Origin of the sequence: Nocardia sp. NPDC059240 (assembly GCF_042753865.1) — a bacterium.
In the GTDB taxonomy this organism is placed as follows: Bacteria; Actinomycetota; Actinomycetes; order Mycobacteriales; family Mycobacteriaceae; genus Nocardia.
Map to the genome: position 1 here is coordinate 806,526 of NZ_JBHZAC010000002.1, position 22,475 is coordinate 829,000.

Annotated in this window: 22 protein-coding genes and 1 riboswitch; of the genes, 7 read left to right on the forward strand and 15 right to left on the reverse strand. The window is 68.0% G+C overall.

All coding sequences use genetic code 11. The features are described from left to right. Window positions 1-13: 13 nt before the first annotated feature. The gene (locus tag ACFXHA_RS09400; protein WP_379354678.1) at window positions 14-2,311 is read right to left on the reverse strand and encodes a serine/threonine-protein kinase; all 2,298 of its coding nucleotides are present in this window, start codon (window positions 2,309-2,311) and stop codon (window positions 14-16) included. Continuing rightward, window positions 2,308-4,803 (reverse strand): protein kinase, encoded by a 2,496-nt coding sequence (locus ACFXHA_RS09405; protein WP_379354680.1) that lies wholly within the window; start codon window positions 4,801-4,803, stop codon window positions 2,308-2,310. Before ACFXHA_RS09405 ends, ACFXHA_RS09400 begins: the two co-directional genes overlap by 4 nt. Window positions 4,804-4,996: 193 nt before the next feature. On the opposite strand from ACFXHA_RS09405, the gene ACFXHA_RS09410 reads away from it, so the two are divergent. Next, a complete protein-coding gene (locus tag ACFXHA_RS09410; RefSeq protein WP_379354682.1) occupies window positions 4,997-6,448 on the forward strand; it encodes an amidase in 1,452 nt (483 codons plus the stop codon). Between the two features lie 80 nt (window positions 6,449-6,528). Here the strand turns inward: ACFXHA_RS09410 and ACFXHA_RS09415 are convergent, their stop codons facing one another. The 5 genes from ACFXHA_RS09415 to dacB all read right to left on the reverse strand — a co-directional run bounded on the left by ACFXHA_RS09415 (window position 6,529) and on the right by dacB (window position 11,992). Beyond that, window positions 6,529-7,419, reverse strand: a complete 891-nt coding sequence (locus ACFXHA_RS09415) for a LysR family transcriptional regulator (RefSeq protein WP_379354684.1) — start codon at window positions 7,417-7,419, stop codon at window positions 6,529-6,531. A 379-nt stretch (window positions 7,420-7,798) separates the two neighbouring features. Then, on the reverse strand, window positions 7,799-8,353 hold the full coding sequence (hpt, locus tag ACFXHA_RS09420; protein ID WP_379354686.1) for a hypoxanthine phosphoribosyltransferase: 555 nt from the start codon (window positions 8,351-8,353) through the stop codon (window positions 7,799-7,801). A 59-nt stretch (window positions 8,354-8,412) separates the two neighbouring features. Next, window positions 8,413-9,348: a tRNA lysidine(34) synthetase TilS gene (gene tilS / locus ACFXHA_RS09425; protein ID WP_379355039.1), complete on the reverse strand. Its 936-nt coding sequence runs from the start codon at window positions 9,346-9,348 to the stop codon at window positions 8,413-8,415. A 72-nt stretch (window positions 9,349-9,420) separates the two neighbouring features. Beyond that, complete coding sequence (locus ACFXHA_RS09430; protein WP_379354688.1) at window positions 9,421-10,524, reverse strand: zinc-dependent metalloprotease; 1,104 nt, start codon at window positions 10,522-10,524, stop codon at window positions 9,421-9,423. 7 nt (window positions 10,525-10,531) lie between these two features. Further along, the gene (gene dacB / locus ACFXHA_RS09435) at window positions 10,532-11,992 is read right to left on the reverse strand and encodes a D-alanyl-D-alanine carboxypeptidase/D-alanyl-D-alanine-endopeptidase (protein WP_379354690.1); all 1,461 of its coding nucleotides are present in this window, start codon (window positions 11,990-11,992) and stop codon (window positions 10,532-10,534) included. A gap of 168 nt (window positions 11,993-12,160) precedes the next feature. Here dacB and ppa point away from each other — a divergent pair, with 168 nt between their 5' ends. Beyond that, window positions 12,161-12,652, forward strand: coding sequence for an inorganic diphosphatase (gene ppa / locus ACFXHA_RS09440; RefSeq protein ID WP_379354692.1), 492 nt, complete (start codon window positions 12,161-12,163; stop codon window positions 12,650-12,652). Window positions 12,653-12,715: 63 nt separating this feature from the next. Here ppa and ACFXHA_RS09445 read toward each other — a convergent pair whose 3' ends face one another. From ACFXHA_RS09445 to ACFXHA_RS09455, 3 genes are all read right to left on the reverse strand, one after another. Continuing rightward, window positions 12,716-12,940 carry a hypothetical protein gene (locus ACFXHA_RS09445; RefSeq protein WP_379354694.1) on the reverse strand — a complete coding sequence of 75 codons (225 nt, stop codon included), beginning with the start codon at window positions 12,938-12,940 and terminating at the stop codon, window positions 12,716-12,718. 147 nt (window positions 12,941-13,087) lie between these two features. Next, complete coding sequence (locus tag ACFXHA_RS09450) at window positions 13,088-14,740, reverse strand: MDR family MFS transporter (RefSeq protein WP_379354696.1); 1,653 nt, start codon at window positions 14,738-14,740, stop codon at window positions 13,088-13,090. 79 nt (window positions 14,741-14,819) lie between these two features. Further along, window positions 14,820-15,641 (reverse strand): crotonase/enoyl-CoA hydratase family protein, encoded by an 822-nt coding sequence (locus tag ACFXHA_RS09455; RefSeq protein WP_379354698.1) that lies wholly within the window; start codon window positions 15,639-15,641, stop codon window positions 14,820-14,822. A gap of 145 nt (window positions 15,642-15,786) precedes the next feature. Here ACFXHA_RS09455 and ACFXHA_RS09460 point away from each other — a divergent pair, with 145 nt between their 5' ends. The 3 genes from ACFXHA_RS09460 (at window position 15,787) to ACFXHA_RS09470 (ending at window position 17,235) form a co-directional block, all read left to right on the forward strand. Continuing rightward, the gene (locus ACFXHA_RS09460; protein ID WP_379354700.1) at window positions 15,787-16,107 is read left to right on the forward strand and encodes a 2-oxo-4-hydroxy-4-carboxy-5-ureidoimidazoline decarboxylase; all 321 of its coding nucleotides are present in this window, start codon (window positions 15,787-15,789) and stop codon (window positions 16,105-16,107) included. Between the two features lie 40 nt (window positions 16,108-16,147). Then, complete coding sequence (locus tag ACFXHA_RS09465) at window positions 16,148-16,621, forward strand: YbaK/EbsC family protein (RefSeq protein WP_379354702.1); 474 nt, start codon at window positions 16,148-16,150, stop codon at window positions 16,619-16,621. A 149-nt stretch (window positions 16,622-16,770) separates the two neighbouring features. Continuing rightward, a complete protein-coding gene (locus ACFXHA_RS09470) occupies window positions 16,771-17,235 on the forward strand; it encodes a flavin reductase family protein (protein WP_379355041.1) in 465 nt (154 codons plus the stop codon). A gap of 18 nt (window positions 17,236-17,253) precedes the next feature. Here the strand turns inward: ACFXHA_RS09470 and ACFXHA_RS09475 are convergent, their stop codons facing one another. The 3 genes from ACFXHA_RS09475 to ACFXHA_RS09485 form a co-directional block, all read right to left on the reverse strand. After that, complete coding sequence (locus tag ACFXHA_RS09475; RefSeq protein ID WP_379354704.1) at window positions 17,254-17,886, reverse strand: LysE family translocator; 633 nt, start codon at window positions 17,884-17,886, stop codon at window positions 17,254-17,256. Window positions 17,887-18,020: 134 nt separating this feature from the next. Continuing rightward, on the reverse strand, window positions 18,021-18,680 hold the full coding sequence (locus ACFXHA_RS09480) for a heme oxygenase (biliverdin-producing) (protein ID WP_379354706.1): 660 nt from the start codon (window positions 18,678-18,680) through the stop codon (window positions 18,021-18,023). A gap of 156 nt (window positions 18,681-18,836) precedes the next feature. After that, complete coding sequence (locus ACFXHA_RS09485; protein ID WP_379354708.1) at window positions 18,837-19,286, reverse strand: MarR family winged helix-turn-helix transcriptional regulator; 450 nt, start codon at window positions 19,284-19,286, stop codon at window positions 18,837-18,839. 97 nt (window positions 19,287-19,383) lie between these two features. Between ACFXHA_RS09485 and ACFXHA_RS09490 the strand changes: the two genes are divergently transcribed. Both ACFXHA_RS09490 and ACFXHA_RS09495 read left to right on the forward strand, forming a co-directional pair. Continuing rightward, window positions 19,384-20,232 (forward strand): class I SAM-dependent methyltransferase, encoded by an 849-nt coding sequence (locus ACFXHA_RS09490; RefSeq protein WP_379354710.1) that lies wholly within the window; start codon window positions 19,384-19,386, stop codon window positions 20,230-20,232. A gap of 64 nt (window positions 20,233-20,296) precedes the next feature. After that, a riboswitch (SAM riboswitch) is annotated at window positions 20,297-20,410 on the forward strand. A 69-nt stretch (window positions 20,411-20,479) separates the two neighbouring features. Beyond that, window positions 20,480-21,793 carry an aminotransferase class V-fold PLP-dependent enzyme gene (locus ACFXHA_RS09495; RefSeq protein ID WP_379354712.1) on the forward strand — a complete coding sequence of 438 codons (1,314 nt, stop codon included), beginning with the start codon at window positions 20,480-20,482 and terminating at the stop codon, window positions 21,791-21,793. A 1-nt stretch (window position 21,794) separates the two neighbouring features. Here ACFXHA_RS09495 and ACFXHA_RS09500 read toward each other — a convergent pair whose 3' ends face one another. Together ACFXHA_RS09500 and ACFXHA_RS09505 are read right to left on the reverse strand one after the other, a co-directional pair. Then, complete coding sequence (locus tag ACFXHA_RS09500; RefSeq protein ID WP_379354714.1) at window positions 21,795-21,983, reverse strand: hypothetical protein; 189 nt, start codon at window positions 21,981-21,983, stop codon at window positions 21,795-21,797. A gap of 18 nt (window positions 21,984-22,001) precedes the next feature. Then, window positions 22,002-22,451 carry a DUF2752 domain-containing protein gene (locus tag ACFXHA_RS09505; protein WP_379354715.1) on the reverse strand — a complete coding sequence of 150 codons (450 nt, stop codon included), beginning with the start codon at window positions 22,449-22,451 and terminating at the stop codon, window positions 22,002-22,004. Window positions 22,452-22,475: the final 24 nt, after the last annotated feature.

Below are 22,475 nucleotides of genomic sequence, written 5' to 3' on the forward strand. Positions count from 1 at the left end.
ACCCTACGGGGATTCAGCGCCCGCCTTCGGGAATGGCGCGCACCAGCGCCCGCAGGTCGCCCTCCAGCAACCGCGACAGCCGATAGGTGAGCACGAACGCCAGCACCCCGCCCACACTGAGCCAGCGCAGCGGGACGATCACCAGCCACAGATCCGCGGTGGACACGAAGGTCATGGTGGCCACCCCGAGCAGCGGCACCGAGGCCGCGGCCGCCAGATACACATTGCTGCGCCGCGCCAGCGCCGAGAGCTGCCGCCGATCCGCGGGCCCCACCGAGCCTCGCGCCAGCAACTGCGGATACAGCGACCGCACCGAATACACCATGATCAGGAAGAACGGATAGGCCAGCGCGATCAGCGCGCACACCACCTGCGCGGCGAAGAAATGCCAGAAGGCATGGTGCGGCAGATTCGCCCCCGCACCCTCGAGCGCCAACGGCCAGACGATCCCGGCGAGCACCCACAGCGCGAACGGAATCCACACCGCCCGCTCCCCCATCAACAGCGTGTCCGCGCGGGCGCGGGCGAGCTGGGCCGGGGTGTAGTCGTGGCCGCGCCCGAGCCGGTAGGAAACGGTCAGCGGCCGCCTCGCCAGCCACAGCAGCAGCAGCGCGGCCAGCGGGAAGGCGATGGCATTGTTCACCAGCGCCACCTGCTCGAAGCGATGCTGATCCACCGTCGACAGCTCATCCACGATGAGGCTCTTGTTGATTCGCACGTTGTACCAGCTGGCCAGCGCGTTGGGCAGGCCCACGCACAGCGCCGCGATCGGCACCGGCCAGCCTCGCAACCGCGCCCACAGGCTGTGCCGCGGCGGATCCACCAGATCCCGCGCCCGCGCATCCAGGCACAGATCCAGTTGCCCGGCCAGCTGTCCCCCGCTCTGCCAGCGCCGCGACGGTTCGGGGCGTAGACATTCCAGCAGGACGCGGCGCAACGCGGCCGGGGTATCGGCGGGCAGCGCCGCGAGCGCCTCGGGCGGCACGCCGGCGATCCGGCGGGCCAGTAGGCGCCGCACCACCCCGGCGCCATCGGCGGCCTCGGTATCGTCGAACGGCAGTGCGCCGGTGAGCATTTCCCACAGCACCAAGCCCAGTGAGTAGATATCGCTGCGCGTATCCGGCAGCGGCGCAGCCGGATCCAGCAAGGCCGCCAGCGCTTCCGGCGACCGATAGCGCAACGCCTCGGCCTCGTTCCGGCCACCGCCGCGCGCACCCGTGAATCCCGGATTCGAATACGCCGCGCCCAGTGCGAAATCCGCGAGTTTCGGGACGCCCTCCGCGGTGAAAAGCACCTTCGCGGGACGGATGTCGTGATGCAACGCCCCGCGCCGCTGCCCGTAATCCAGCGCCTCCGCCAGCCGACGTCCCACCCACGCAACGGTTTCCGGCCAGCTGAATCCGGCGATCTCGGTGCGCACTCGGGAGCCCGCCGGGCGGCTCTCCCCCTTCGCCTCCATCGCCGCGTCGATCGCACGCAACAGCAGGCCGCCGTCGATGCCGGTACCGCCTGCCACCGCGACGTGGCGGCCGCCGTTCCCGCGCCGGGATGTCCGCCCGCGCACGAGTCCGGGGGTGGCGTCCGCCGTGGGGGTGGCCGGGCGCGCGGACTCCATGCGCAACCTGGCCAGCACCCCCTCGGCGGTGCCGCCGGGCAGGTACTGCATGTACAGCAGCCGCAAGGGTTTTCCGGTGCTGCCGTCGGCGATCAGCCGCTGGTCGAAGACGCGCACGATGTGCTGGTGGTCGAGCTGGGCGACGGTGTCGGTATCGCTGTCCGCGCCCGCTTCCACCCGCACCGCGACCAGTCGCTGCATGGACCGCTGCCGGGCCAGGAACATGCGGTGTCCGTCATTGCCGCCGAGGTCGGTGAGCAGGTCGAAATCGTCGAGGCGACGCCCGATTTCGATGCCGTCGGGCAGCGCCGACGGCCGCGGCGACGGGGTCTCGCCGCTGAAGCGCCGCCGGATCTCCCCGGCTGCCTCGGGGTATTCGGCACTGAAGGTGTCGACGTCCAGCGGCCGGAAGCGGCTGCGCGCCACGTATTCCTCGCACACCAGGTCCGCGTAGTCGGGGCTGGCTCGCACCTCCGGGAATTCCTTGCGGTACTCGGTGATCCGCTTCTCCAGCCCGGCGCGACGCCAGCGCTGCCGCATGTCCACTCGCACCAGATCGGTGAGCACGGCCAGCCGGACGGCGTCACCGTCGGGCAGATACCCGGCCAGTCGCGGTGGTTCGCCGCGCTCACCTCGCAGGGTGGATTCCCAGTCGGTGGCGAAGCGGGCGAGGGCCTGCGCCGGCAGTTCGCTCACGGTTGCGAACCTGCCGTGTTCCCGGTCGAGGGCCGTGCCGGCGCCACCACTCGCTCCAAGGCCGCCAGGTCGGCCTCCAAGGCCCGGAACATGATGTAGACGGCCACGAATGCGGCGATGCCGCCCACGCTGAGCACCCGTACCGCGACGATCACCTGCGGAATGTCATCCGGTGGCAGGAACGTCACGCCCGCCACCGCCAGCAGCGGAATCGACGCCGCCACGGCCAGATACGTGGTGCAGCGGCGGCCCAGCCGGTGCAGCCAGACCGCGTCCTCGGCGCTGATGTCCCCGTGCCGCAGGAACATCGGATAGATGCACCGCACCAGATAGAAGGTGACCAGGAAGAACGGGTACGCCACCGCGATCGCCCCGCACACCACCAGCGACACCAGGAAGTGCACGACGCCGCTCACCGGCAGATCGCTCGCGGTGAGCCGCAGCGTGAGCGGGAAGGTGACGCCCGCGATCACCCACAGCGAGAACACCACCGACGAAATGCGTTCCCCCGCCAGCAGGACGTCGGCACGCGCCCGCCGCAACGTCTCCACGTCGTATTCGGTGCCCTTGCGCAGCCCGCGCGGCACCACGATCACATATCGGCACAGGTAGGCGATGACGGCCGCGCCGAGCGGGAAGAACACCAGGTTCACCGTGGCGGTGGTGAGCACGAAGGTGTTCATGGCGGGGCCGGACAGGTGACTGATGATGAAGGACCGGTTGTGCGCGATGTTGTAGAGCGACGCCAGCAGGTTCGGCACCGCCACCGCGAGCGAGACCAGCGGAATCAGCCAGGGTCGCAGCCGCTTCCGCCAGCTGTGCGGTGGCGGGTCGACCAGGTCGCGGCCGCGTTCGTCCAGGCACATGTCGAGTTGTTTGGCCAGCACCGCGCCATCGCTCCAGCGTTGGTCGCGATCGGGTGCCAGGCAGGTGAGCAGCACCCGGCGCAGGGCGGCCGGGCAGTCGGCCGGCACCCGGTCGAGCGCGGCCGCCTCCACCCCGCCGCGACGGCGATCGAGCATGGCCTCGAGGGTGGTGCGGTCGCCGTGGTCGCCGGGTCCGGCGGTGGTGTCGTCGAAGGGTTTGGCGCCGGTGAGCAGCTCCCAGAGCACGACGCCGAGGGAGAAGATGTCGGCGCGGGTGTCGAGATCGGCGGCGCTGCGGGTGGTGCCCGGGTGGCACGCCTCCAGCTGTTCCGGGGACATGTAGGACAGCGAACCACCGAAATAGGAGACCGGGCTGCTGCTGTCCAGATCCCGGCTGAAACTGATATTGAAATCTGCCAGTTTCGGTACGGCCTCGGCGGTGAGCAGGACGTTCGCCGGCTTCACATCCCGGTGCAGCACCCCGTGCCCGTCCGCGTAGTCCAGCGCCTCGGCCAGCCGACGCCCCAGCCACGCAACGGTTTCCGGCCAGCTCAGTCCCGCCAGTTCGGCACGCACACTGGAATCGGTGGGCCGGATCTCGCCCTTCTCCTCCATGGCCGCGTCCACCGCGTCCAGCAGCAACTGCCCGCTGCGCTCGGCGGGCGGCGTGGCCCGCACCCAGCGCAGCACGCCCAGCAGGGTGCCGCCGGGCAGGAACTGCATGTACAGCAGCCGCAGCCGCCGCCCGGACGCGGTCCGCAGGTCCGCCATCAGCCGCTGATCGAAGACCCGCACGATGTAGTCGTGGTCGAGCTGGGCCAGCGTCTGCGGTTCGGTGCCGTGGTCGGCGGAGATCTTCACCGCCACCAGGCGTTGCAGGGAGCGCTGCCGGGCCAGGAAGACGCGTGCGAAGGCCCCCGAACCAAGACTGGTCAGCAGATCGAAATCATCGATGCGCTGGCCGATTTCGATGTGGTCGAGCAGATCGCCGGTATCGGGCGCACTGATGCCGTCGGTGACCCGGGCGTGTTCGAGCGAGGCGGCGATCGACGGCGAGGGCTCCTCGAACAGGGTCACCTCACCCGGTTCCGGCACCCGTGTGGTTTCACCGAAGGGCGGCAGGATGGTGGTCTGGTCCGTGGCCGGGCCGGACCCGTCGAGCCCGAAGTCGCCACGCGTCGACTCGTCCAGCATGGCCCGGTGGGTGCTCTGATCCTCGTCGTCGGCATTCAGCAGTTCCCGCAGCGCATCCGACTGATGCGGGTATTCGCGCAGGCAGTCGCGGGGATCCACGCGCTCGCCGCTGTGCCGGCGGATCACGAACTCCTCGTAGACCAGCCCGGCGGGCAGATCGCGGATGGCGAGTTCAGGGAATTCGGAACAGTATTCGCGCAAGCGCTTGGGCGGCGGCGGCTTCCCGCCCGGCCGCCGCAGCCAACGGTGGCGCAGGTCCACCCGAATGAGCTCGATCAACGCGCCGCGGCGCAGGGCAGCCGCATCCGGCAGGTAATCGGAGATGCGGGGCGGCGCGGCAGCCGAGTCCCAGGCCGCCGCGAACGCGACGACCGCAGCGAATTCCGTTCCGGCCGCATAACCCCCGGAACGATGGTCGGAACCAGAAGTCATGTCCGCACCCATCCGGCTCGGCACGGATGTCGTAGATCCGTACGCTCGATCCTGGGATGTCGTGGATTCTCAGATTAAGACAAAGAAGCCGCCACACCCGACACCATCATCCCCGACCAATAGCGGGAATGATAACTTGCGGCTCACGAGCGGATCACCCGATTTCGACACGAAGCGACGGGGGAACACGAGCATGTACGACGAGGGCACGGCGCTGACGGCGGATCACGTCGGTGTCACCACCGAGGAGGTAGCGGTGGCGAGCACCACGACCGATTCCGACACTCCATCCGAATCCCGTCCCCCCGTGGATCTGACCACGGCGGTCGGCACCGCCGCGGCCGTGCAACACGGATCGATCACCCCCGAGGAAGCCGTCGAGGCCGCGCTGGCCCGGATCCGCGCCCGCGATCGAAAACTGAACGCCTTCAGCCTGGTTCGCGAGGAGGCCGCCCGCAGCGAGGCCCGCGCGGTGGCCGAACGCCAGGATCTCGACATCCTGCCGCTGGCCGGGGTGCCCATCGCGGTGAAGAACAATATCGACGTGGCGGGCGAGGTGACCCGCGGTGGCTCGCTGTCGGGCTCCGACACCCCCGCCACCGCCGATCACGAGGTCGTCCGGCGACTACGCGCGGCCGGTGCGGTCGTCGTCGGCCTGACCACGGTCCCCGAGTTCGGGCTCTGGGGTGCGACCGACGGTCCCGGCAGCATTACCCGCAGCCCGTGGAACACCCGCTACTCCGCGGGCGGTTCGTCGGGTGGATCCGGCTCGGCTGTCGGCTCCGGCATGGTCGCCATCGCGCACGGCAACGACGGTCTCGGCTCGGTCCGCATTCCGGCCGCCTGCAACGGGGTGGTGGGCCTCAAGCCCGGCCGGGGCCTGGTACCCACGGATGTGGGCGTGGACTCGTGGGGCGGGATGACCGAGAACGGTGTGCTCGCAACGACTGTCGCGGATACCGCGCTCATGCTCTCGGTGCTCGCCGACCGCCCCGATCTGGCCGATCTGGAGACGCCTTCGACGCTGCGCATCGGCTTGGCGACGGGTGCGCCGCTGCCGCTGACCCATATCGATCTGGCGTGGACCGCAGCCGCCGACAAGGCCGCCGCGGCCGCCTCGCAGGCGGGCCACATCATCGGCGTCGCCGAACTGCCCTATCAGGGCGCGACTTTCGCGTTGATGCTGCGCTGGCTGGGCAATGCCGCGCGCGAGGCCGCCACGGTCCCGCATCCGGATCGGCTGCAGCGCCGCACCCGCACCCATGTGGCGCTGGGCAAGGCGGTCCTGAAGTCGGGGCTGCTGCGGCCGTCGCAGGTGGACCGGGTGGAGGCCCGGCTGCTGGACTATTTCGAGCGCTACGACGTGGTGATCACACCGACGCTGGCCACCCCGGCGCCGCGCGCCCGGCGCTGGCATTCGCGGCCGTGGCTGGCGAATGTCCTTGCGAACGTTCGGTTCTCACCGTTCACGCCGGTGTGGAATCTGGTCGGCTGGCCCGCGCTGTCTATTCCGATGGGTCTGCATCCGCGCACCGGCACGCCGGTCGCCGCGCAGATCGCGGGCCCGCCCGGCAGTGAATCCACCATCCTGCGCCTGGCCGCCCAGATCGAGGCCGCGCACCCCTGGGAGCGCCTCGCCCCGTAACAGCGAAAAACGCCCGCGTGGATGGCGGCAACCTCCGACTCTCTGCCGCCACCCATTGCGGGCGTTCATTTTTCGTCTCGCTACTGCGCGGCGACCGGTTCCTTGTTGTCGGCGAAGCCGCCTTCGAGGACGCGGGCCGCGAACTCGAGGATGGTCGGCCGGTCGTCGTCGGCACGCCACGCGACCGCGAGCTCACACGGTGCGAGACCGGTCAGCGGGCGGGCGGTCAGGCCGGGCCAGCGATACATGGGCACATTGTTCTCGGCCAGCAGGCACACGCCCAGGCCGAGGCTGACGGCTTCCAGGCGCTCTTCGGCGGTGGCCGCCTCGGCGCCGATCTTGGCCTGCCGGCCGCCGCGGGCGTCCGCGCCGAGCCAGAAGTCGCGGGCCGCACCGGCTTCGGCGGGCATCGCGATGAACGGCTCGTCGATCAGATCGGCGAAGTCGATCGTCTCGTGCCCGGCCAGCGCGTGGTTCTCCGACAGCAGCACCCAGCGTGGCTCCGTGCGCAGCACCTGCCACCGGTAGCGGCTGGTGTCGGGTACGGGCAGCCACATGAGCGCCAGGTCCGCCTGTCGCCCGGCCAGGCCACTGGACGGGTCGGTCCAGGACGCGGAGTGCAGGGCGAGCCGGTGGCCGCTGGCGCTCTCCAGGTCGGTGATCAGGCCGCGCCCGATGGAGGACTGGATGCCGACGCGCAGCACCTCACCGGCCTCCTGCAGGGCGACGTTGGTGACCTCCCACAGCTCCAAGATCTTCCGTGCGCCTTCGAGCAATTCCTTGCCGGCGACGGTCAGGGCCACGCTGCGCTGGTTGCGGTCGAACAGCACGACGTCGAGCTGACGCTCCAGCTGACGAATCTGCCGAGACAGGGTGGGCTGTGCGATGTGGAGCCGCTGGGCGGCGTTCGTGAAATGCAGTTCCTCAGCGACAGCGACGAAATACCGCAGGTCGCGCAAATGCGGGTCCATAGCCCCTTGCTATCAGAATCGGTCTTGATTTTCCAGCCGTATCCGACCCGAAAGTTTGCAACAGGATCAGAAAACAGCCGTCAGGTTTGTTACGGACAGCATAAGGCGCGGGCGAGGCATTCTGTTAACCGGATCCGCGAATTCCTGGCCAATCAGCCCGAATCCCCGCCCCGATCCCAAGCGAACGCTTGACCAGCAGTTAAGGAAATCGCAACCCGAACCGGCAATCCATGCGTTGACCGGTCGCGGACTTCCAGCAACGAGACCCGAATCGCGCCGGAACCCCAAACCGACCCGCTCAGTGATATTCGTCACATCAACGCCGAAAGCCGCCCCAACTCACGGGACGGCCTTCGTGTCAAGATCTCGAAAGTTGGAATTATCCGCCGTAGACCTTCGGGTCCAGCGTGCCGATATAGGGCAGATCCCGGTAGCGCTCGGCGTAGTCCAGGCCGTAGCCGACGACGAACTCGTTGGGGATGTCGAAGCCGACCGCCATCACGTCCACCTGGGTGCGCAGCGCATCCGGCTTACGCAGCAGGGTGACGACCTCCAGCGAGGCCGGGTTGCGGCTGGACAGGTTGCGCAGCAGCCACGACAGCGTCAGACCGGAGTCGATGATGTCCTCGACGATCAGCACATTGCGGCCCGCGATGTCCTTGTCCAGGTCCTTCATGATGCGCACGACGCCCGAGGAGGACGTCGACGACCCGTAGGACGACACCGCCATGAACTCCATCTGGGTCGGCACGGTGAGCTTCTTGGCCAGATCGGTCATGAAGAAGATCGCGCCCTTGAGCACGCCCACCAGCAGCAGGTCGCCCTCCGGGGCATCCGCGGGATAGCGCTTGGCAACCAGTTCGGCGAGTTCCTCGACCTTGCTGGCGATCTCTTCCTCGCTGATCAGCACCGACGCGATGTCGTCCCCGTACACGTCCGCTGGTATCCCTTCAGTGATGTGTCGAACCGGCTGCGCATCTGCCACACGCGGGTTCACTCCGACCTGAGTATGAGCCTGCCATGTTCACGCGCGGCAACCAACCTGGTCCCGCTGGGTGAACCACCGACCGCGACACCACCCTGCCCACGCCATTGTGTGACCAGCGCCTCGACCGCCCGTAAATTGCTGTCCGTCAATGATTTTGCGCCACGTTCCAGCAGCCATGCGCGAATGACGCGGCGGCGCAGCGCGGGCGCGACAGTGGCGAGCGTCTCGATATACAGCGCGTCGCGCTCCCGCGCGTCGTCCAGCAACCCCCTGGCGAGCCCATCCAGGACCTCCCCGTCCTCCCGCAACTGCGCCGCCGTCCGCGCCAGCGCGGCAGCCACCCCACCCCCGAGCACCTCCTCCAACAGCGGCAGAACTTCGCCCCGCAGCCGCACCCGCGTGAACTCCGGCGCACTGTTGTGCGGGTCCTCCCAGGGCGTGATCCCCAGATCCGCGCACAGCTGCCGTGTCACCTCCCGCCGCACCCCGAGCAGCGGCCGCCCCCACGGCTCATCGAATTCCGCCATCCCCCGAATCGACCGCGCCCCCGACCCGCGAGCCAAGCCGAGCAGCACGGTCTCGGCCTGATCATCGAGCGTGTGCCCGAGCAGCACCGGAAGCCGCTGCCGCGCTTCATCCAGCGCCGCGTACCGGGCGCGCCGGGCCGCCGCCTCCAAACCGCCGGGTTCCGACCGCTCGACCGTCACCGTCAGCACCCGTGCCGACCGGCAGCCCAACCGCGACGCGACCGCGGCTGCCTCGGCCGCCACCTCCGCTGAGCCCGACTGCAGTCCGTGATCGACCGTCAGGGCGTCGACCACGTCGGCTTCGGCACAGGCGGCGGCGGTCAGCGCCAGTGAGTCCGCGCCGCCCGACAACGCCACCGCGACCACGCCCTCGGGTGCGTAGCGTGCCAGCCATTCCCGCACGGCACGCCGCATCTCCAGGGCGGCACGCGTCTCGGGCAGGCGAGGCCGATCAGTCACGCCCCGATCGTCGCACGCGGTCCCGGCTCAGCCGAGGACGCGGCTCACCCAGCGTTGCGGTTCGCTGATTTCGTCTGTGCGGGGCAGGGTTTCGGGGTTGGTCCAGATGGTGTTGAAACGTTCCATGCCGACGGTGTCGACGACCTCGTCGACGAAGGCCTTGCCGCGCACGTACTGGGCGATCTTGGCGTCCATGCCGAGCAGGGCGCGCAGTAGTCGCTGGATGGGGTTGGCGGGGCGCTTGCGGCGCTGGTCGAAGGCCGCGCGGATGCGGGCGACCGAGGGCACCACGGCCGGGCCGACGGCGTCCATGACGTGATCGGCGTGGCCTTCCAGGAGGGTGCCGAGCATGATCAGCCGGTCGAGGGCGTCGCGCTGCGGTTCGGCCTGGGTGGCGCGCAGCAGGCCGATGACCCCGCCCGCCGGATCCTCGATGCCCTTGCGCCGCGCCTGCACGGCCTCCAGCAGCCGGGCCGCCATATCGGCGAGTGGTTCGTCCCCGGTCTCGCCGAGCACCTCGACATTGCTGCGCATGTAGTCGGCGATCCAAGGCGCGGAAGAGAATTGGACCCGGTGGGTGACCTCGTGCAGGCACACCCAGAGCCGGAAGTCGCTGGGCTGCACGCCGAGCGCGCGTTCCACCGCCATGATGTTGGGCGCGACCAGCAGCAGGGTGCCGTCGGGCCCGGTGAACGGGTCGTACTGGCCGAGGATGGCCGTGGACAGGAACGCCAGCATGGCCCCGGCCTGCAGCCCGGCCGGTTTGCCGACGAACTTGGCGGACCCGGGTTCGACGCCGCTGCCGGTCAGGTGGGCCATGGAGTCGGCGGCGGCCCGAATCCAGCCGGGCCGGTCCACGATCAGCGCCTCCGGCACCACGGAGCCGTCGTCCAGCCCGCTGACCTCGCGCACCGGTCCCTCGGCGCGCACGGAGGCGGAGGCGAGTTCGGCCACCGCCTGCTCGGCGGAGTACCGGGTGGTGCGCGGCCCGGCGGGCACCAGCGCGGCCCCGGTGCGGGCGGCCACATTCCAGTCGACGACACCGCTGAGCGGTGCGTGCCGCCGCGCGGTCAGCTCACGACCTTCGGAATCGATGGGGGCCGAGGGAATTTCGGGTCCGGTCATAGTCATCCACCCGTCAGGAGCAGCCACAGTTGCGCAGTGCGTTGGCGACGGCGTCCAGCGCGGGTCGGCTCACCTCGGGCGGCCGATCGTTCGACATCAGGGCGAACGTCAGGACACGTCCGTCGCGGTCCAGCACATAACCCACCAACGCACTCGATACGGACAGAGTTCCTGTTTTGGCGCGAATCCAACCCGCCCCGTCCCGATCCCGGTCCACATATCGGCTCGCGAGCGAACCGGTTCCGCCCGCGACCGGCAGATAGTCCAGCAGCGGGGCCAACGGGGAGCCGCTCGGCTTGTCGGCGGCCGGGTCGGCGGTCGAATTGCCTTGCGCACCGGCGCTGTCGGGCAGCGCGGCGACCGTCAGCACCCGGTTGAGCAGGCGCGGCGGAATGTGGTCCTCGGTCGAAAGCCCGCTGTTGTCCGACATTTTCAGGCCGGTCAGGTCGAAGCCCGCGGCCTGCAGCACGGTCGACATGGCGGTGTCCGCGCCGGTGAAGGAGGCTTCCTGCCCGCCCGCGACGGCGATCTCCCGGCCGATGGCCTCGGCCAGCACATTGTCGGAGTGCACCATGGCCTGCAGCATGCGTTCGCGCAGCGGCGCGGACTGCACGGCGGCAATCTGGTTGGCACCGGCCGGGGCGTTGCCCATCGTCACCTTCGCCGGGTCGATCCCGAGTTCGGTGGCCAGCTTCTTACCCGCGTCCAAGGCGGGAGTCGGTGTGCGCGGCGAATATTCGACCAGCGGGTCGAGTCGACCACCGTCGATCATCACCGGATCCAGGGGCGCGATGGAGCCGCCCGCGATATCGGAGGCCTCCCAACCGGGTGCGAAGTTCGGTCCGACGTAGGCGGAGGTGTCCACCAGGATCGAGTCGACCCGCTGCCCGGAGCTCTTGATCTGCGCGACCAGGTCCTGCAGCTTCGGCGCGTCCGGGTAGTAGCCCTTGCCGTCCGGCTGCGCGGTGATGGTCGGATCGCCGCCACCGACCAGCACGATCTGGCCCGGGGTCGCGCCGGCGACCACCTTGGTGACGACCCGGTGATCGGCGGGCAGGGCCAGCAGTCCGGCCGCGGTGGTGAGGATCTTGGCGGTGGAGGACGGGATCATCCCCTTGTCCGGGTCCATGGTCCACAGCACCTTGCCGGTGTCGCCGTCGGATACCGAGGCCGCGAAGATCCCCAGGTCCGGATTGCCGACCACCGGCCCGAGCGCGGCCGCCAGCCCGTTCGCGGTGGCCGCGGGCGCGGTCGCCGGTGCGGGCGCGACCTGCGGGATGGGCTTCACGGGTGCGGGCGGGGCTGCGACCGTCAATCCCCCGTGCCGGAATTCCTCGGTCCACGGCTTCAGGATCAGGGCCACCGATCCGGCCGCCACCAACACCAGGACCAGCACCAACGACACCAGGATCCAGGTTCTGCGCCGCCGTTTGGCCTCCAGACCACCGACGTTCTGCTTGTTCCGACCAAACACCTGCCGCTGTCTCCCTGATACCTGTGGTGGGGCCATGGCTACTGCTCGCCGGCCCCGGGACGTCCCTCCGAACCCACACACTCGCGGTCCACACTATCCTCGTTGCGCAGTCGTTCCCCCGAACGAGCTGGCGAGTCGGCAGCCCTACCGCCCACAGAAGGAGATGACGTGGAGTTCGACGTCACCATCGAGATCCCCCGGGGTCAGCGCAACAAGTACGAGGTCGATCACGAGACCGGGCGTGTGCGTCTGGACCGCTACCTGTACACCCCGATGATGTACCCGGCCGACTACGGCTACATCGAGAACACCCTGGGTGGCGACGGCGACCCGCTGGACTGCATGGTGCTGCTGCCCGAGCCGGTGTACCCGGGCGTGCTGGTCGAGGCCCGACCGGTCGGCGTCCTCATCATGAGCGACGAGGCCGGCACCGACGAGAAGCTCGTCGCGGTCCCGAACAAGGACAAGCGCTGGGATCACATCCAGGACGTCGAGGACATCCCGGAGTTCCAGCGCAAGGAGATCGCGCACTTCTTCGAGCGCTACAAGGACCTGGAGCCCGGCAAGTGGGTCAAGGTCGAGGGCTGGGAGAACCGCGCGAAGGCCGAGAAGCTGGTCGACGAGGCGTACGCCCGTCTGAAGGAGCAGGGCGGCCACTAGCCGATCGACACCCGAGGGGCGGTACGGATTCCGTACCGCCCCTCGGTGATTCGTGCTCGAGGATCAGTAGGCGTTGAGTTCCCAGCCTCCCCAGCGATTCTCTGTGCAGTTGAAGTAGTAGTAATGCGTATGCCAGTTCTTGTTCAGGTTTGTGCCCCAATAGGAGCACCAGTAGTACGAGGGGTAGGACCCCCAGTAGTCCGCGGACGCCGTACCCGCCCCGATTCCGACCGCACCGGCCGCAAGTCCCCCGGTCAGTACGGTCGCAGCAAGAATTCGCTTGATCATGATTTCATCCCCCAGTCAGGGGCGGTTCTCCCCACCGCCCCGTCACTTCGATGAAATCGATCCTATGTCCGGCGAACTCGGGAAATAAGACTCGGCACGGTCAGGACTCGGTGTTGAATCCGCAACGGGCACAACACGAAACGACCGTCATTCGGCGCTGCTCAACCCCGCCGTGGTGCGCAATGGAACCTCTCGCCACAGCAGCACCAGCAGGAAAGCCACCAGCGTGACCGCGGACGTCGTCAGGAAGACCGTGGAGAGGGATTCCGCGAAGCCGACCTTGAACGGGTGCGCGAGTACAGGATTGAGCTTCTGGATCACCGAGCTGTCGCTGAGCACGCCCTGTGCCGCCGAAGTGTCGTGGTTCAGGATGCCTTGCGACAGTGCCATATCCGCCTTGTTTCCGTCGTGCGCGCCATTGCGGACGGCTTCCTGGAAATCGGGCTGCTGCACGGCCACCGTCAGTTGGTTGCGAATATTGGGCCCGAGCCGGTCGAACAGAATCGACAGGAACACCGCCGCGCCGAGCGTGCCGCCGATCTGCCGGAAGAAGGTGGCGGCCGCGGTCGAGACGCCCATATCCTTGGGCGGCAAGGCATTCTGCAGCGCCACGATGAGCGGCTGCATGAGATTGCCGAGCCCGAATCCCACGCACAGCATGAACAGCGCCACGATCCAATAGGCGGTGTCGGCCTTCAAGAAGTGCAGCAGATACAAGCCGATGGTGATCATGGCCGAGCCGAGCAGCGTATAGATCCGGTAATGCCCGGTGCGCGAGATCAATTGGCCGGACACTATCGAGCCGATCATCATCCCCAGCACCATGGGAATCATCTGCAGGCCGCCGATCATCGGCGTCGCGCCGCGATCGGCCTGCAAATACTGTGGCAGCAGCAGGATTCCGCCGAACATGCCCGCGCCGACCACGAAGGAGATGATCACGCCGAGCGCGAAGGTCCGGCTCCGGAAGATGCGCAGCGGCACCAGCGCCGCATCGCCCAGTGCGGCCTCCACCAGTCCGAATGCGATCACCCCGAGCACGCCGACGCCGTAGCAGAGCAGCGCTTTCGTGCTGGTCCACCCCCATTCGCGGCCCTGCTGGGCGACGACCAGCAGCGGACTCATAGCGACGACCAACGCCAGCGCACCCCAATAGTCCACGCGGTCACGGGATTTCTCGCGGGGCGGCAGCTGCAGCACCCGGGTCACCACGACCAGCGTGAACAGTCCGATGGGCACGTTCACCAGGAACACCCACCGCCACCCCGCGATCCCGAGGATGCTGTGCTGCCCGGAGAACAGCCCGCCCAGTACCGGCCCGATCACGCTGGAGGTGCCGAACACGGCCAGGAAATAGCCTTGATACCGGGATCTTTCGCGCGGGCTCACGATATCGCCGATGATGGTGAGCGCCAGCGACATCAGCCCGCCCGCGCCCAAACCCTGCAATGCCCGGAAGGCCGCGAGTTCGTACATGGACTGCGCGAACGTGCACAGCAGCGACCCGGTCACGAAGATGGTGATGGACGCCAGATAGAAGGGCTTGCGCCCGTACATATCCGAGAGTTTGCCGTAGAGCGGCGTGGCCAGCGTGGCGGTGATCAGATACGCGGTGGTCGCCCACGCCTGTAGCGAATACCCTTGGAGGCTATCGGCAATGGTGCGGATCGCGGTCGAAACAATGGTCTGGTCGAGCGCCGCGAGCAGTATCCCCAACAGCAATCCGCTGAGAATCACCAGTATCTGCCGATGGGTGAAGTCGCCCTCGCCGGTCGACTCGCTCACCTCGGATGTAGCCATGGTCAAACCTCCGGTACCCGCCCAACGATAGGCGCATAACCGGAGGTGTGACGTCCTTTTTCAGCCTGAACCCGAAGGGCTACTTGCCCTTGAAGTTCGGGTCTCGCTTCTCGAAGACCGCCTGGATGGCCTCGGTCAGATCCTCCGACGGCAGGAACGCGGAGTTCCACACCGAGACGTAGCGCAGCCCGTCGGCGACCTTGCCGCGCTTGGGCTGATCGAGCACATCCTTGATGCCCTGTACGACCAGCGGCGGGTTGACCGCGATCTCGCGGGCCAGGGCGTGCGCGGCGTCCAGCACGGCCTCCTGATCCGCGTAGATGTCGCTGATCAGACCGATCTTCTCGGCCCGCGCCGCGTCGATGTCCTTGCCCGTGTAGGCGAGTTCGCGCAGATGCCCCTCACCGATGATGCCCGGCAGCCGGTGCAGCGAGCCGATATCCGCGACGATGGCCACCTTGGCTTCGCGCAGGCTGAACTTGGCGTCAGCACTGGCCAAACGGATATCCGCGGCCGCGATCAGGTCGAGCCCACCGCCGATGCACCAGCCCGAGATGGCGGCGATGACCGGTTTGCCGCAGTCGGCGACCGCGGTGACCGAGTCCTGCATGCTGCGCACGTGCTTGAGGAAGTCGGTGCGCGGTGCCGCCAGGGCCTTGTCGGCCAGCAGCGGACCGAACAGCGGGCTCATGGCCGGCAGGTCCAGGCCGTAGGAGAAGTGCTTGCCGGAGCCGGTGAGCACGATGGCCCGGACGTCCGGGTCGGCGTCGAGTTCGCCGAAGATGATCGGCAGCTCACGCCAGAAGTCGGGGCCCATGGCATTGCCCTTGCCGGGACCGGTGAGTGTCACCTGCGCGATGTGGTCCTTGCTTTCGACTTCGAAAGCCTTCCATTCGGTCATCGGTCCAGCGTATCGGGGGTCCGGGAGCTCCGGCGGGCCGGTGTAAATCCTGTGCTAAATCTGCTGCGTCCCAGTGCCTTACGCCCCCTTGCGGACGCACGATTATCGAGTCCGCACAATCAGCGCTTCCCGTTTGTGAGGCATGATGTCGATACATCACGGAATCGGCCTCGACCGGTTCAATTCCCTCTCGCGCGCCCGCGCCATCCACGCCCTGTACGAATGCTGCTGCAATGTCACCTGGGCACAGAAGATCGCCGACGGCCGCCCCTACCCGGGTCATGCCGCATTGCAGACCGCCGGCGAGGCGGAACTGCACGCGCTCTCCGCGGTGGACCTGGACCGGGTGTTCGATTCCTGTGTGCACGAGCAGGTTTCGGAGCACACGCTCGACGAGCTGAAACCGGTGGTCCGCGAGCGCATCCGCGCGTTGCTGGGACCGGAGGAGGGCTACCCCGACTACTGATCCCCGGCACATCCACCGCAATCGCTCTACCCTGGTTGCCATGCGCAGGTCGCTGCCACCCGTCGCGTCGAAGGTTTCCGACACCTTGATCGCACGCGGCCATCACGGGGTGATCATCACTCAGCCCAGTCCCACCCATACCGCGCAGGAAGCCGCCGAGGCCCTCGGCGTGACCGTCGGGGCGATCACCAAATCGCTGGTCTTCCTGCTCGACGACGATCCCGTCCTGCTGCTGGTCTCCGGCTCGCACCAGGTGCACCTCGACCGCACCGGGGAGCGACTCGAGGGCACGCTCAGCCGCGCACCCGCGGCTATGGTCCGCGAGGTGACCGGGCAACCCATCGGCGGGGTCGCCCCACTCGGGCATCCCACCAATCTGCCCACCTTCATCGACAATGCGCTGGCGGCGCATCGGGAGCTGTGGGCGGCGGGCGGGCATCCGAACACGGTGTTCCGCACGACCTTCGGGGAGCTGGTGCGAATCACCGCGGGGCTGGCCATCGACGTGGATTGAGCCCGAGCGTGAGCGATTTCTTACAGCGTGGAATAACCGGGCGGTCGACCACGTAGTTTCGTGACGTGAGCGATTCCAAGACGCCCGGCACCGAGCTACACGTGCCCGACGATCTGAGCGGCATTACCGCGCAGCAGTATCGCGCCGCGATGCGGCACTATCCGGCGGGCGTCACCATCGTCACCCTGAACTCCGAGAACGGTCCGGTCGGTTTCACCGCCACCTCGTTCGCCTCGCTGTCGGCGCAGCCACCGCTCATCTCGTTCAATATCGCCGAGACCTCCTCGAGCATCGAGGCCATGCTGCGGGCGGAATCCGTGGTCGTGCACTTCCTGGGCGAGCATCAGAAGCATCTGGCCCAGCGCTTCAGCCGCTCCGCCGAGGAACGCTTCACCGACCGGTCGCTATGGGCCACGCTCGGCACCGGCGAACCGGTCCTGCACGGCACCCCGATCTGGGTCCGCGCGACCGTGCATCAACTGCTCCCCATCGGCGACCACACGCTGGTCATCGGCCTGGTCACCCAGGTGCACGACAACACCGAGGACTCCCCCGCGGTCGGCCCGCTGGTGTACTACAACGGCGTCTACCACCGCGCCGAGATCGCCGACTGACCCGCTGCCGGCTCCGAGCTAGGTCGCGGCCGAGGCCGCCGTCCCCAGGCCCAGCGCCGCCAGGATCGCCGCACTGGCCTGCTCCAGCCCGGCCCGGACCTTCGGCCGCTTCAACAGCGCCACCGCCCGCGCGGCCGCCACCGCCAGCAGCACCATCTCGATTGCGGCGACACTGGATTCGATCGCGCCGAGGGTGAGCGTGTTCAGAAATGTCACGTGGGTCAGGAACTGCGGCAGCACCGCGAGATAGAACAACCCCACCTTCGGATTGAAGATGCACGACAGCAATCCCGCAGCGAATGCCGAGTGCATGCTCACCGGTTTCCCTTGCGGCACCGGCTCATCCGCCGCCTCGGTCGCCTGCCCACGCCGATGCGCGAGCAGCGCCCGAATCCCCAAGTACAGCAGGTAGATCCCGCCGATCACCTTCAGCGTCCGATACGCGGTCGCGGACTGCTCCAGCAACGCCGCCACCCCCGCGGCCACGACGGTCGCCCACACGATCCCGCCGAACGCCGACCCCACCGCCGCCGCGATCCCCGGTCGCGATCCCGCCATCGAAAATCGCAGCACCAGAAAGGTATCCGGCCCCGGCGTGAGCGCCAGCAGCACGCACAACCCGACGAAACTCAGCAGCAGCGGAAAACTCATACCCACCATGGCAACTCACCACCCGCCCGAGCACAAGAGCCGCCGACCTCGCCCCCGACGAACGCGGCCGACCGCAGACGAGGCCGCCGACCCTGCTGGATTACAGGATCAACGGCCTCGCTCGTTGCGAGTCCTCAGTTCCGCGCGCTGAATTCCGCTCCGAGTTCACTGAAAAGGTTGGTGTTCATGGTGAAAGCGAGCCGAGCCTCGTCAAGGGTGCGCTCGACCTCGGCGCCCTCGAGGGGCAGCTGATCCAGCGCCTGGCGGTAATCACGCTTGAACGCGGCCGGATTGCCGATGCCGTCGAACACGTAGAACCGCACGCCGTCGCCCTTCTTGGGCAGGTTCCACAGCTTCTCGGCGGTATCACGAATGACCTGGCCACCGGAGAGATCACCCAGGTAGCGGGTGTAGTGGTGCACGACGTACCCGGCAGGCCACTCGCTCGCGCACTCGTCGATGCGGGCGGCGTAGGCGGCGGTGGAGGGCAGCGGGGTCAGCTCATCGCGCCAGTTCTCGCCACCGAGGTGGGCCAGATCGGCCTCGATGGAGGCCAGCCGCGCCAGTTCGGGCTTGACGAACGGACCCGCGACGGCATCGGAAGCCAGTGCCTCGGAATGCTTTTCGAGGGCTTCGTAAACGAACCAGAGCTGCGAGGTGTACCGGTAGAACGCCTCCACCCCGAGCCGCCCGGCGAACAGGTCGCTCATGAACGTGGAGTGTTCCGCCTCGTTGTGCTGCTGCTCGGTCGCGGTGCGAATGAGCGTCGAGAACGGGGTGCTGGTCTCCAACATGGTCGAGGCTCCTCGTGATCAACTCCGGGGGCACCCCACTTTGGCTACCCTAACTTCCCTTCGACCATACGCTTCAGCAACGATCTCGCGATTCGAACTTTGCGGCCCACCCACTCCAACTTTCGGACGATTTTTCCGATACGGTCGTGCCGTCGATCACACCTTTTTGGGCCGGTCGAGCATGTCGTGGGCGGCCTCCCGCAGCGCGATGGTGGCCCGCGTGAAGTAGTCGAAGAGCACCTCGAGCTGCTCGGGCTCGTAGTCGGCGAACATCTCCGCCAACCGGTCCCGCGGCGGGGCCACCACCGCTTCGATCCGGCCGTCCGAATCCGGAATCGACTCGACCAGCACCTTGCGACGGTCCGTGGCATCCGGCACCCGCCGGACGAATCCGCCCTGTTCCAGCCGGTCGATGAGCCGGGTGACCGCACCGGTCGACAGTCCGGTCCGCGACGCGAGTTCGCCCGCGGTCAGCGATCCGGCCAGGGCGATGAGGTTCAGCGCGAAGAAGTCGGTGGCCCCCAAGCCGAGCGCGGACGCGGCGGCCTGGGCGATGACGGCCTGCGCAGTGACGTATTCGCGGTACGGCCCTTCGAGCCGATCCATTGACGGTTGTGGGTGGGAGGACTTAGATTTATCTGCGTTCATGCAACTACTTCCTCCACTCAGATACTTTGCCGGTGCAGGAAAGGATAGCGCGACCATGCCGAATACCGCCGCTGACACATCCCTGATCCCGATTCTCATCGCCGCGGCCGAGGACCTCGAGCCCGCCGAAAAGCGCTTTCTGACAGACGAACTCGCGATGCGCATGCTGCCCGCGGGCCTGCGGCCGCTGGTGCGGCTCCCGGCCGGGCGGCGGCTGTTGCGCGCGGTCATGAACCGCGAGGGAGTCGGCGCGTGGGAGAGTCTCGCCTGCCGCAAACGATATTTCGACGACCGGACCGTGGCCGCGATCGCCGAGGGCATCGAGGCGGTCGTGGTGCTCGGTGCGGGACTCGACACCAAGGCGCTGCGCTTGGCCGCACCCGCCGGAATTCCCGCCTTCGAAGTGGATCTGCCGATCAATATTGCCCAGAAGCGCAAGCGGATTCCGCTGCCCGACAGCGTGACCCAGGTGCCGATCGACTTCGAGACCGACGATCTCGCCACCGTATTGATCGAGCACGGATACCGATTCGACGCGCGGACTCTCTTCCTCTGGGAAGGGGTTACGCAATACCTGACCGAACCCGCTGTCCGAGCGACTCTTTCAGTTCTCGGCAAGGCAGCGACCGGTAGCGAGCTCATCTTCAGCTATGTCCGGCAAGACTTTCTGGACGGCACCAACCTTCAGGGCTGCGCTCCCACCTACCGCAGATTCGTTGCGCGACAGCCGCTCTGGCATTTCGGCCTGCAACCGGATCAGGTCTCGGCACTACTGGCGGATTACGGTTGGCACGAGATCGAGCAGGCGGGCGGACCGGAGCACACCGCGAGCTATCTGACTCCGATCGGGCGCGAGATCCGAGTGCCCGACCTCGAGCGGTGCGTATCGGCGCGCAAATCGTGACGGCGGACGCCCGGACCGGGAGGGGTTGACAAGTCCGCGCGGCATCTGCCAGTGTCTCCAATCAGGTCATGAGTACCAGCACTAAGCCCTGGCTAGCTGGTCGGCAACCCTCCTCCGCGGTGGGGTGCTCCAGGTGACGACCGGGCCGCCGCCCGACCGGGCGCGGCAAGCGCGGACTCTCGATCACTTGCCCTCTTGAAGGGGATACAGCTCGATCGTGTGTCCATGAATCCGATGGGATTTCGTGATGACCGCATTCGCCGACCAGACCTGTGCCCCCCTCGCCACCGTGTCCGGCTGTGATCTCCAGGTGCCGCTCGTACAGGGCGGCACCATCGGCTACGCCAACTTCGACTACGCCGCCAGCGCTCCCGCGCTGAAGCAGGTCACCGATCGCGTCGCCGAGCTACTGCCGTTCTATGCCAGCGTGCACCGGGGCGCGGGCTACGCCTCCCGGGTCTCCACCGACTGCTACGAGTCGGCCCGCGGCTCGGTCGCCCGCTTCCTGAACGCGGCCGACGACCAGGTCGTCGTCTTCACCCGCAACACCACCGACTCGCTGAACCTGCTGGCCTCCTGTGTGCCCGGCGACACCGTGGTACTGGATGTCGAGCATCACGCCAACTTCCTGCCCTGGACCCGGCACGGCCGCCGGGTGGTGGCCGTCGCCGACACCATCGAGGAGACCATTCAGCGCGTCGTCGCCGAGCTGTGCTCGAAACCCGCTGCGCTGCTGGCGGTTACCGGTGCCTCCAATGTGACCGGCGAACTGCTGCCGCTGGAGCGGCTGGCCTGGATCGCCCACCAGTGCGGCACCCGCATCCTGGTCGACGCGGCCCAGCTGGCCCCGCACCGCCGCATCGATCTGCAGACCGCCGGCATCGACTACCTGGCCTTCTCCGGCCACAAGGCGTACGCACCGTTCGGCGCGGGCGTGCTGGTCGGCCGCCGCGACTGGCTCGACAAGGCCGAGCCGTACCTGGCCGGTGGCGGCGCGGTGCGCTCGGTGACCACCGACGGCGTCGAGTGGGCCCCGGCCCCGCAGCGTCACGAGGCCGGTTCCCCGAACGTGCTGGGCGTGGCCGCCCTGGCCGCCGCCTGCGACGCCCTCGCCGATCTGGACGAGACCACCGTCATCGAGCACGAGCAGTACCTCACCCACCGCCTGCGCTACGGCCTGAAAACCGTTCCGGGCGTGAACTTCCTGCGTATCTGGCGTGACAGCACCGACGCCGTCGGCATCGTCGCCTTCACCGTCGACGGCTTCGAGCCCGGCCAGGTGGCCGCCTACCTCTCGGCCGAGCACGGCATCGGCGTCCGCGACGGCCGCTTCTGCGCGCACCCGCTGCTGGCCCGCCTCGGCGTGGACGCGGCCCTGCGCGCCAGCATCGGCCTCGGCACCACCGCCGCCGACGTGGACCGCCTCATCGACGCCATCTCCACCCTGGTCGAAAACGGCCCCGCCTGGAATTACGGCCGCACCGAAGGACATTGGAACCCGGTCCCCGAAACCCGCCCGTTCGGCAACTCGGCCGACGGCGCGGCCCCCTGCGGCTTCTGAACTACGGCACGAGATAGCGGGCCGCGAGGTCTTCGATGACCGGATCGTCATCGGCCACGGCGTCCAGCAGTTCGAGGTCCTCGCGGACCGAGAGCTGCCGGGCATCGTCCAGATCCGCATCTATCGGCCCGTCCTCGGCGAGTTGCCGGACCAGCTTCTCCCGCACACGCTCCCGCAGCGAATCGCTCATACGCAGAGCATGCCCCGACTAAACGGGTGCGATCCAGCTTCCCCACGGTGTGTTCCGCACAACGGTGAACACGATCAGAAATGCCAGTGCCACCCACAATGCCGGTTTGGGCAGTACCTGCGGTAGCCGCGGCGGCATCGGCTTACCCCGCCACCCCGCCACCAGCCAGGTCACCCACCAAGCCGTGAATCCCAGTGTCAGCGGCAGCAGCAGCAGATTGCTGTGGATGGCATCGAGCACATGCCCCTCGGTGAGATTGTGCAGCCCGCGCAGCCCGCCGCACCCGGGACACCACCACCCGGTGAGCTCATAGAAGGGGCAGTACCCGTACGCCCCACTCACGTGCGGATCCCGGAAATGCAGCAACGCCAGCCCGCCGGCCACCGCCCCGCCCGCCAACAGCGGCGCCCCGAGGCCGAGCCACCGCGAACGCGCGGGCGATTGGGTCACTGCTGCCGTGGTATCCACGACCACCAACGGTAGCCGCACCGG

Bases quoted from the DNA above. Each gene is read 5' to 3' on its own strand.
- ACFXHA_RS09480 (WP_379354706.1), bottom strand. From the start codon at position 18,680: ATGTTGGAGACCAGCACCCCGTTCTCGACGCTCATTCGCACCGCGACC.
- ACFXHA_RS09430 (WP_379354688.1), bottom strand. From the start codon at position 10,524: ATGACTATGACCGGACCCGAAATTCCCTCGGCCCCCATCGATTCCGAA.
- ACFXHA_RS09495 (WP_379354712.1), top strand. From the start codon at position 20,480: ATGACCGCATTCGCCGACCAGACCTGTGCCCCCCTCGCCACCGTGTCC.
- ACFXHA_RS09485 (WP_379354708.1), bottom strand. From the start codon at position 19,286: ATGGATCGGCTCGAAGGGCCGTACCGCGAATACGTCACTGCGCAGGCC.
- ACFXHA_RS09415 (WP_379354684.1), bottom strand. From the start codon at position 7,419: ATGGACCCGCATTTGCGCGACCTGCGGTATTTCGTCGCTGTCGCTGAG.
- tilS (WP_379355039.1), bottom strand. From the start codon at position 9,348: ATGCGGCGTGCCGTGCGGGAATGGCTGGCACGCTACGCACCCGAGGGC.
- ACFXHA_RS09445 (WP_379354694.1), bottom strand. From the start codon at position 12,940: ATGATCAAGCGAATTCTTGCTGCGACCGTACTGACCGGGGGACTTGCG.
- ACFXHA_RS09410 (WP_379354682.1), top strand. From the start codon at position 4,997: ATGTACGACGAGGGCACGGCGCTGACGGCGGATCACGTCGGTGTCACC.
- ACFXHA_RS09490 (WP_379354710.1), top strand. From the start codon at position 19,384: ATGCCGAATACCGCCGCTGACACATCCCTGATCCCGATTCTCATCGCC.
- ACFXHA_RS09500 (WP_379354714.1), bottom strand. From the start codon at position 21,983: ATGAGCGATTCGCTGCGGGAGCGTGTGCGGGAGAAGCTGGTCCGGCAA.
- ACFXHA_RS09470 (WP_379355041.1), top strand. From the start codon at position 16,771: ATGCGGCACTATCCGGCGGGCGTCACCATCGTCACCCTGAACTCCGAG.
- ACFXHA_RS09465 (WP_379354702.1), top strand. From the start codon at position 16,148: ATGCGCAGGTCGCTGCCACCCGTCGCGTCGAAGGTTTCCGACACCTTG.
- ACFXHA_RS09460 (WP_379354700.1), top strand. From the start codon at position 15,787: ATGTCGATACATCACGGAATCGGCCTCGACCGGTTCAATTCCCTCTCG.
- ACFXHA_RS09475 (WP_379354704.1), bottom strand. From the start codon at position 17,886: ATGAGTTTTCCGCTGCTGCTGAGTTTCGTCGGGTTGTGCGTGCTGCTG.
- ACFXHA_RS09455 (WP_379354698.1), bottom strand. From the start codon at position 15,641: ATGACCGAATGGAAGGCTTTCGAAGTCGAAAGCAAGGACCACATCGCG.
- ACFXHA_RS09405 (WP_379354680.1), bottom strand. From the start codon at position 4,803: ATGACTTCTGGTTCCGACCATCGTTCCGGGGGTTATGCGGCCGGAACG.
- ACFXHA_RS09450 (WP_379354696.1), bottom strand. From the start codon at position 14,740: ATGGCTACATCCGAGGTGAGCGAGTCGACCGGCGAGGGCGACTTCACC.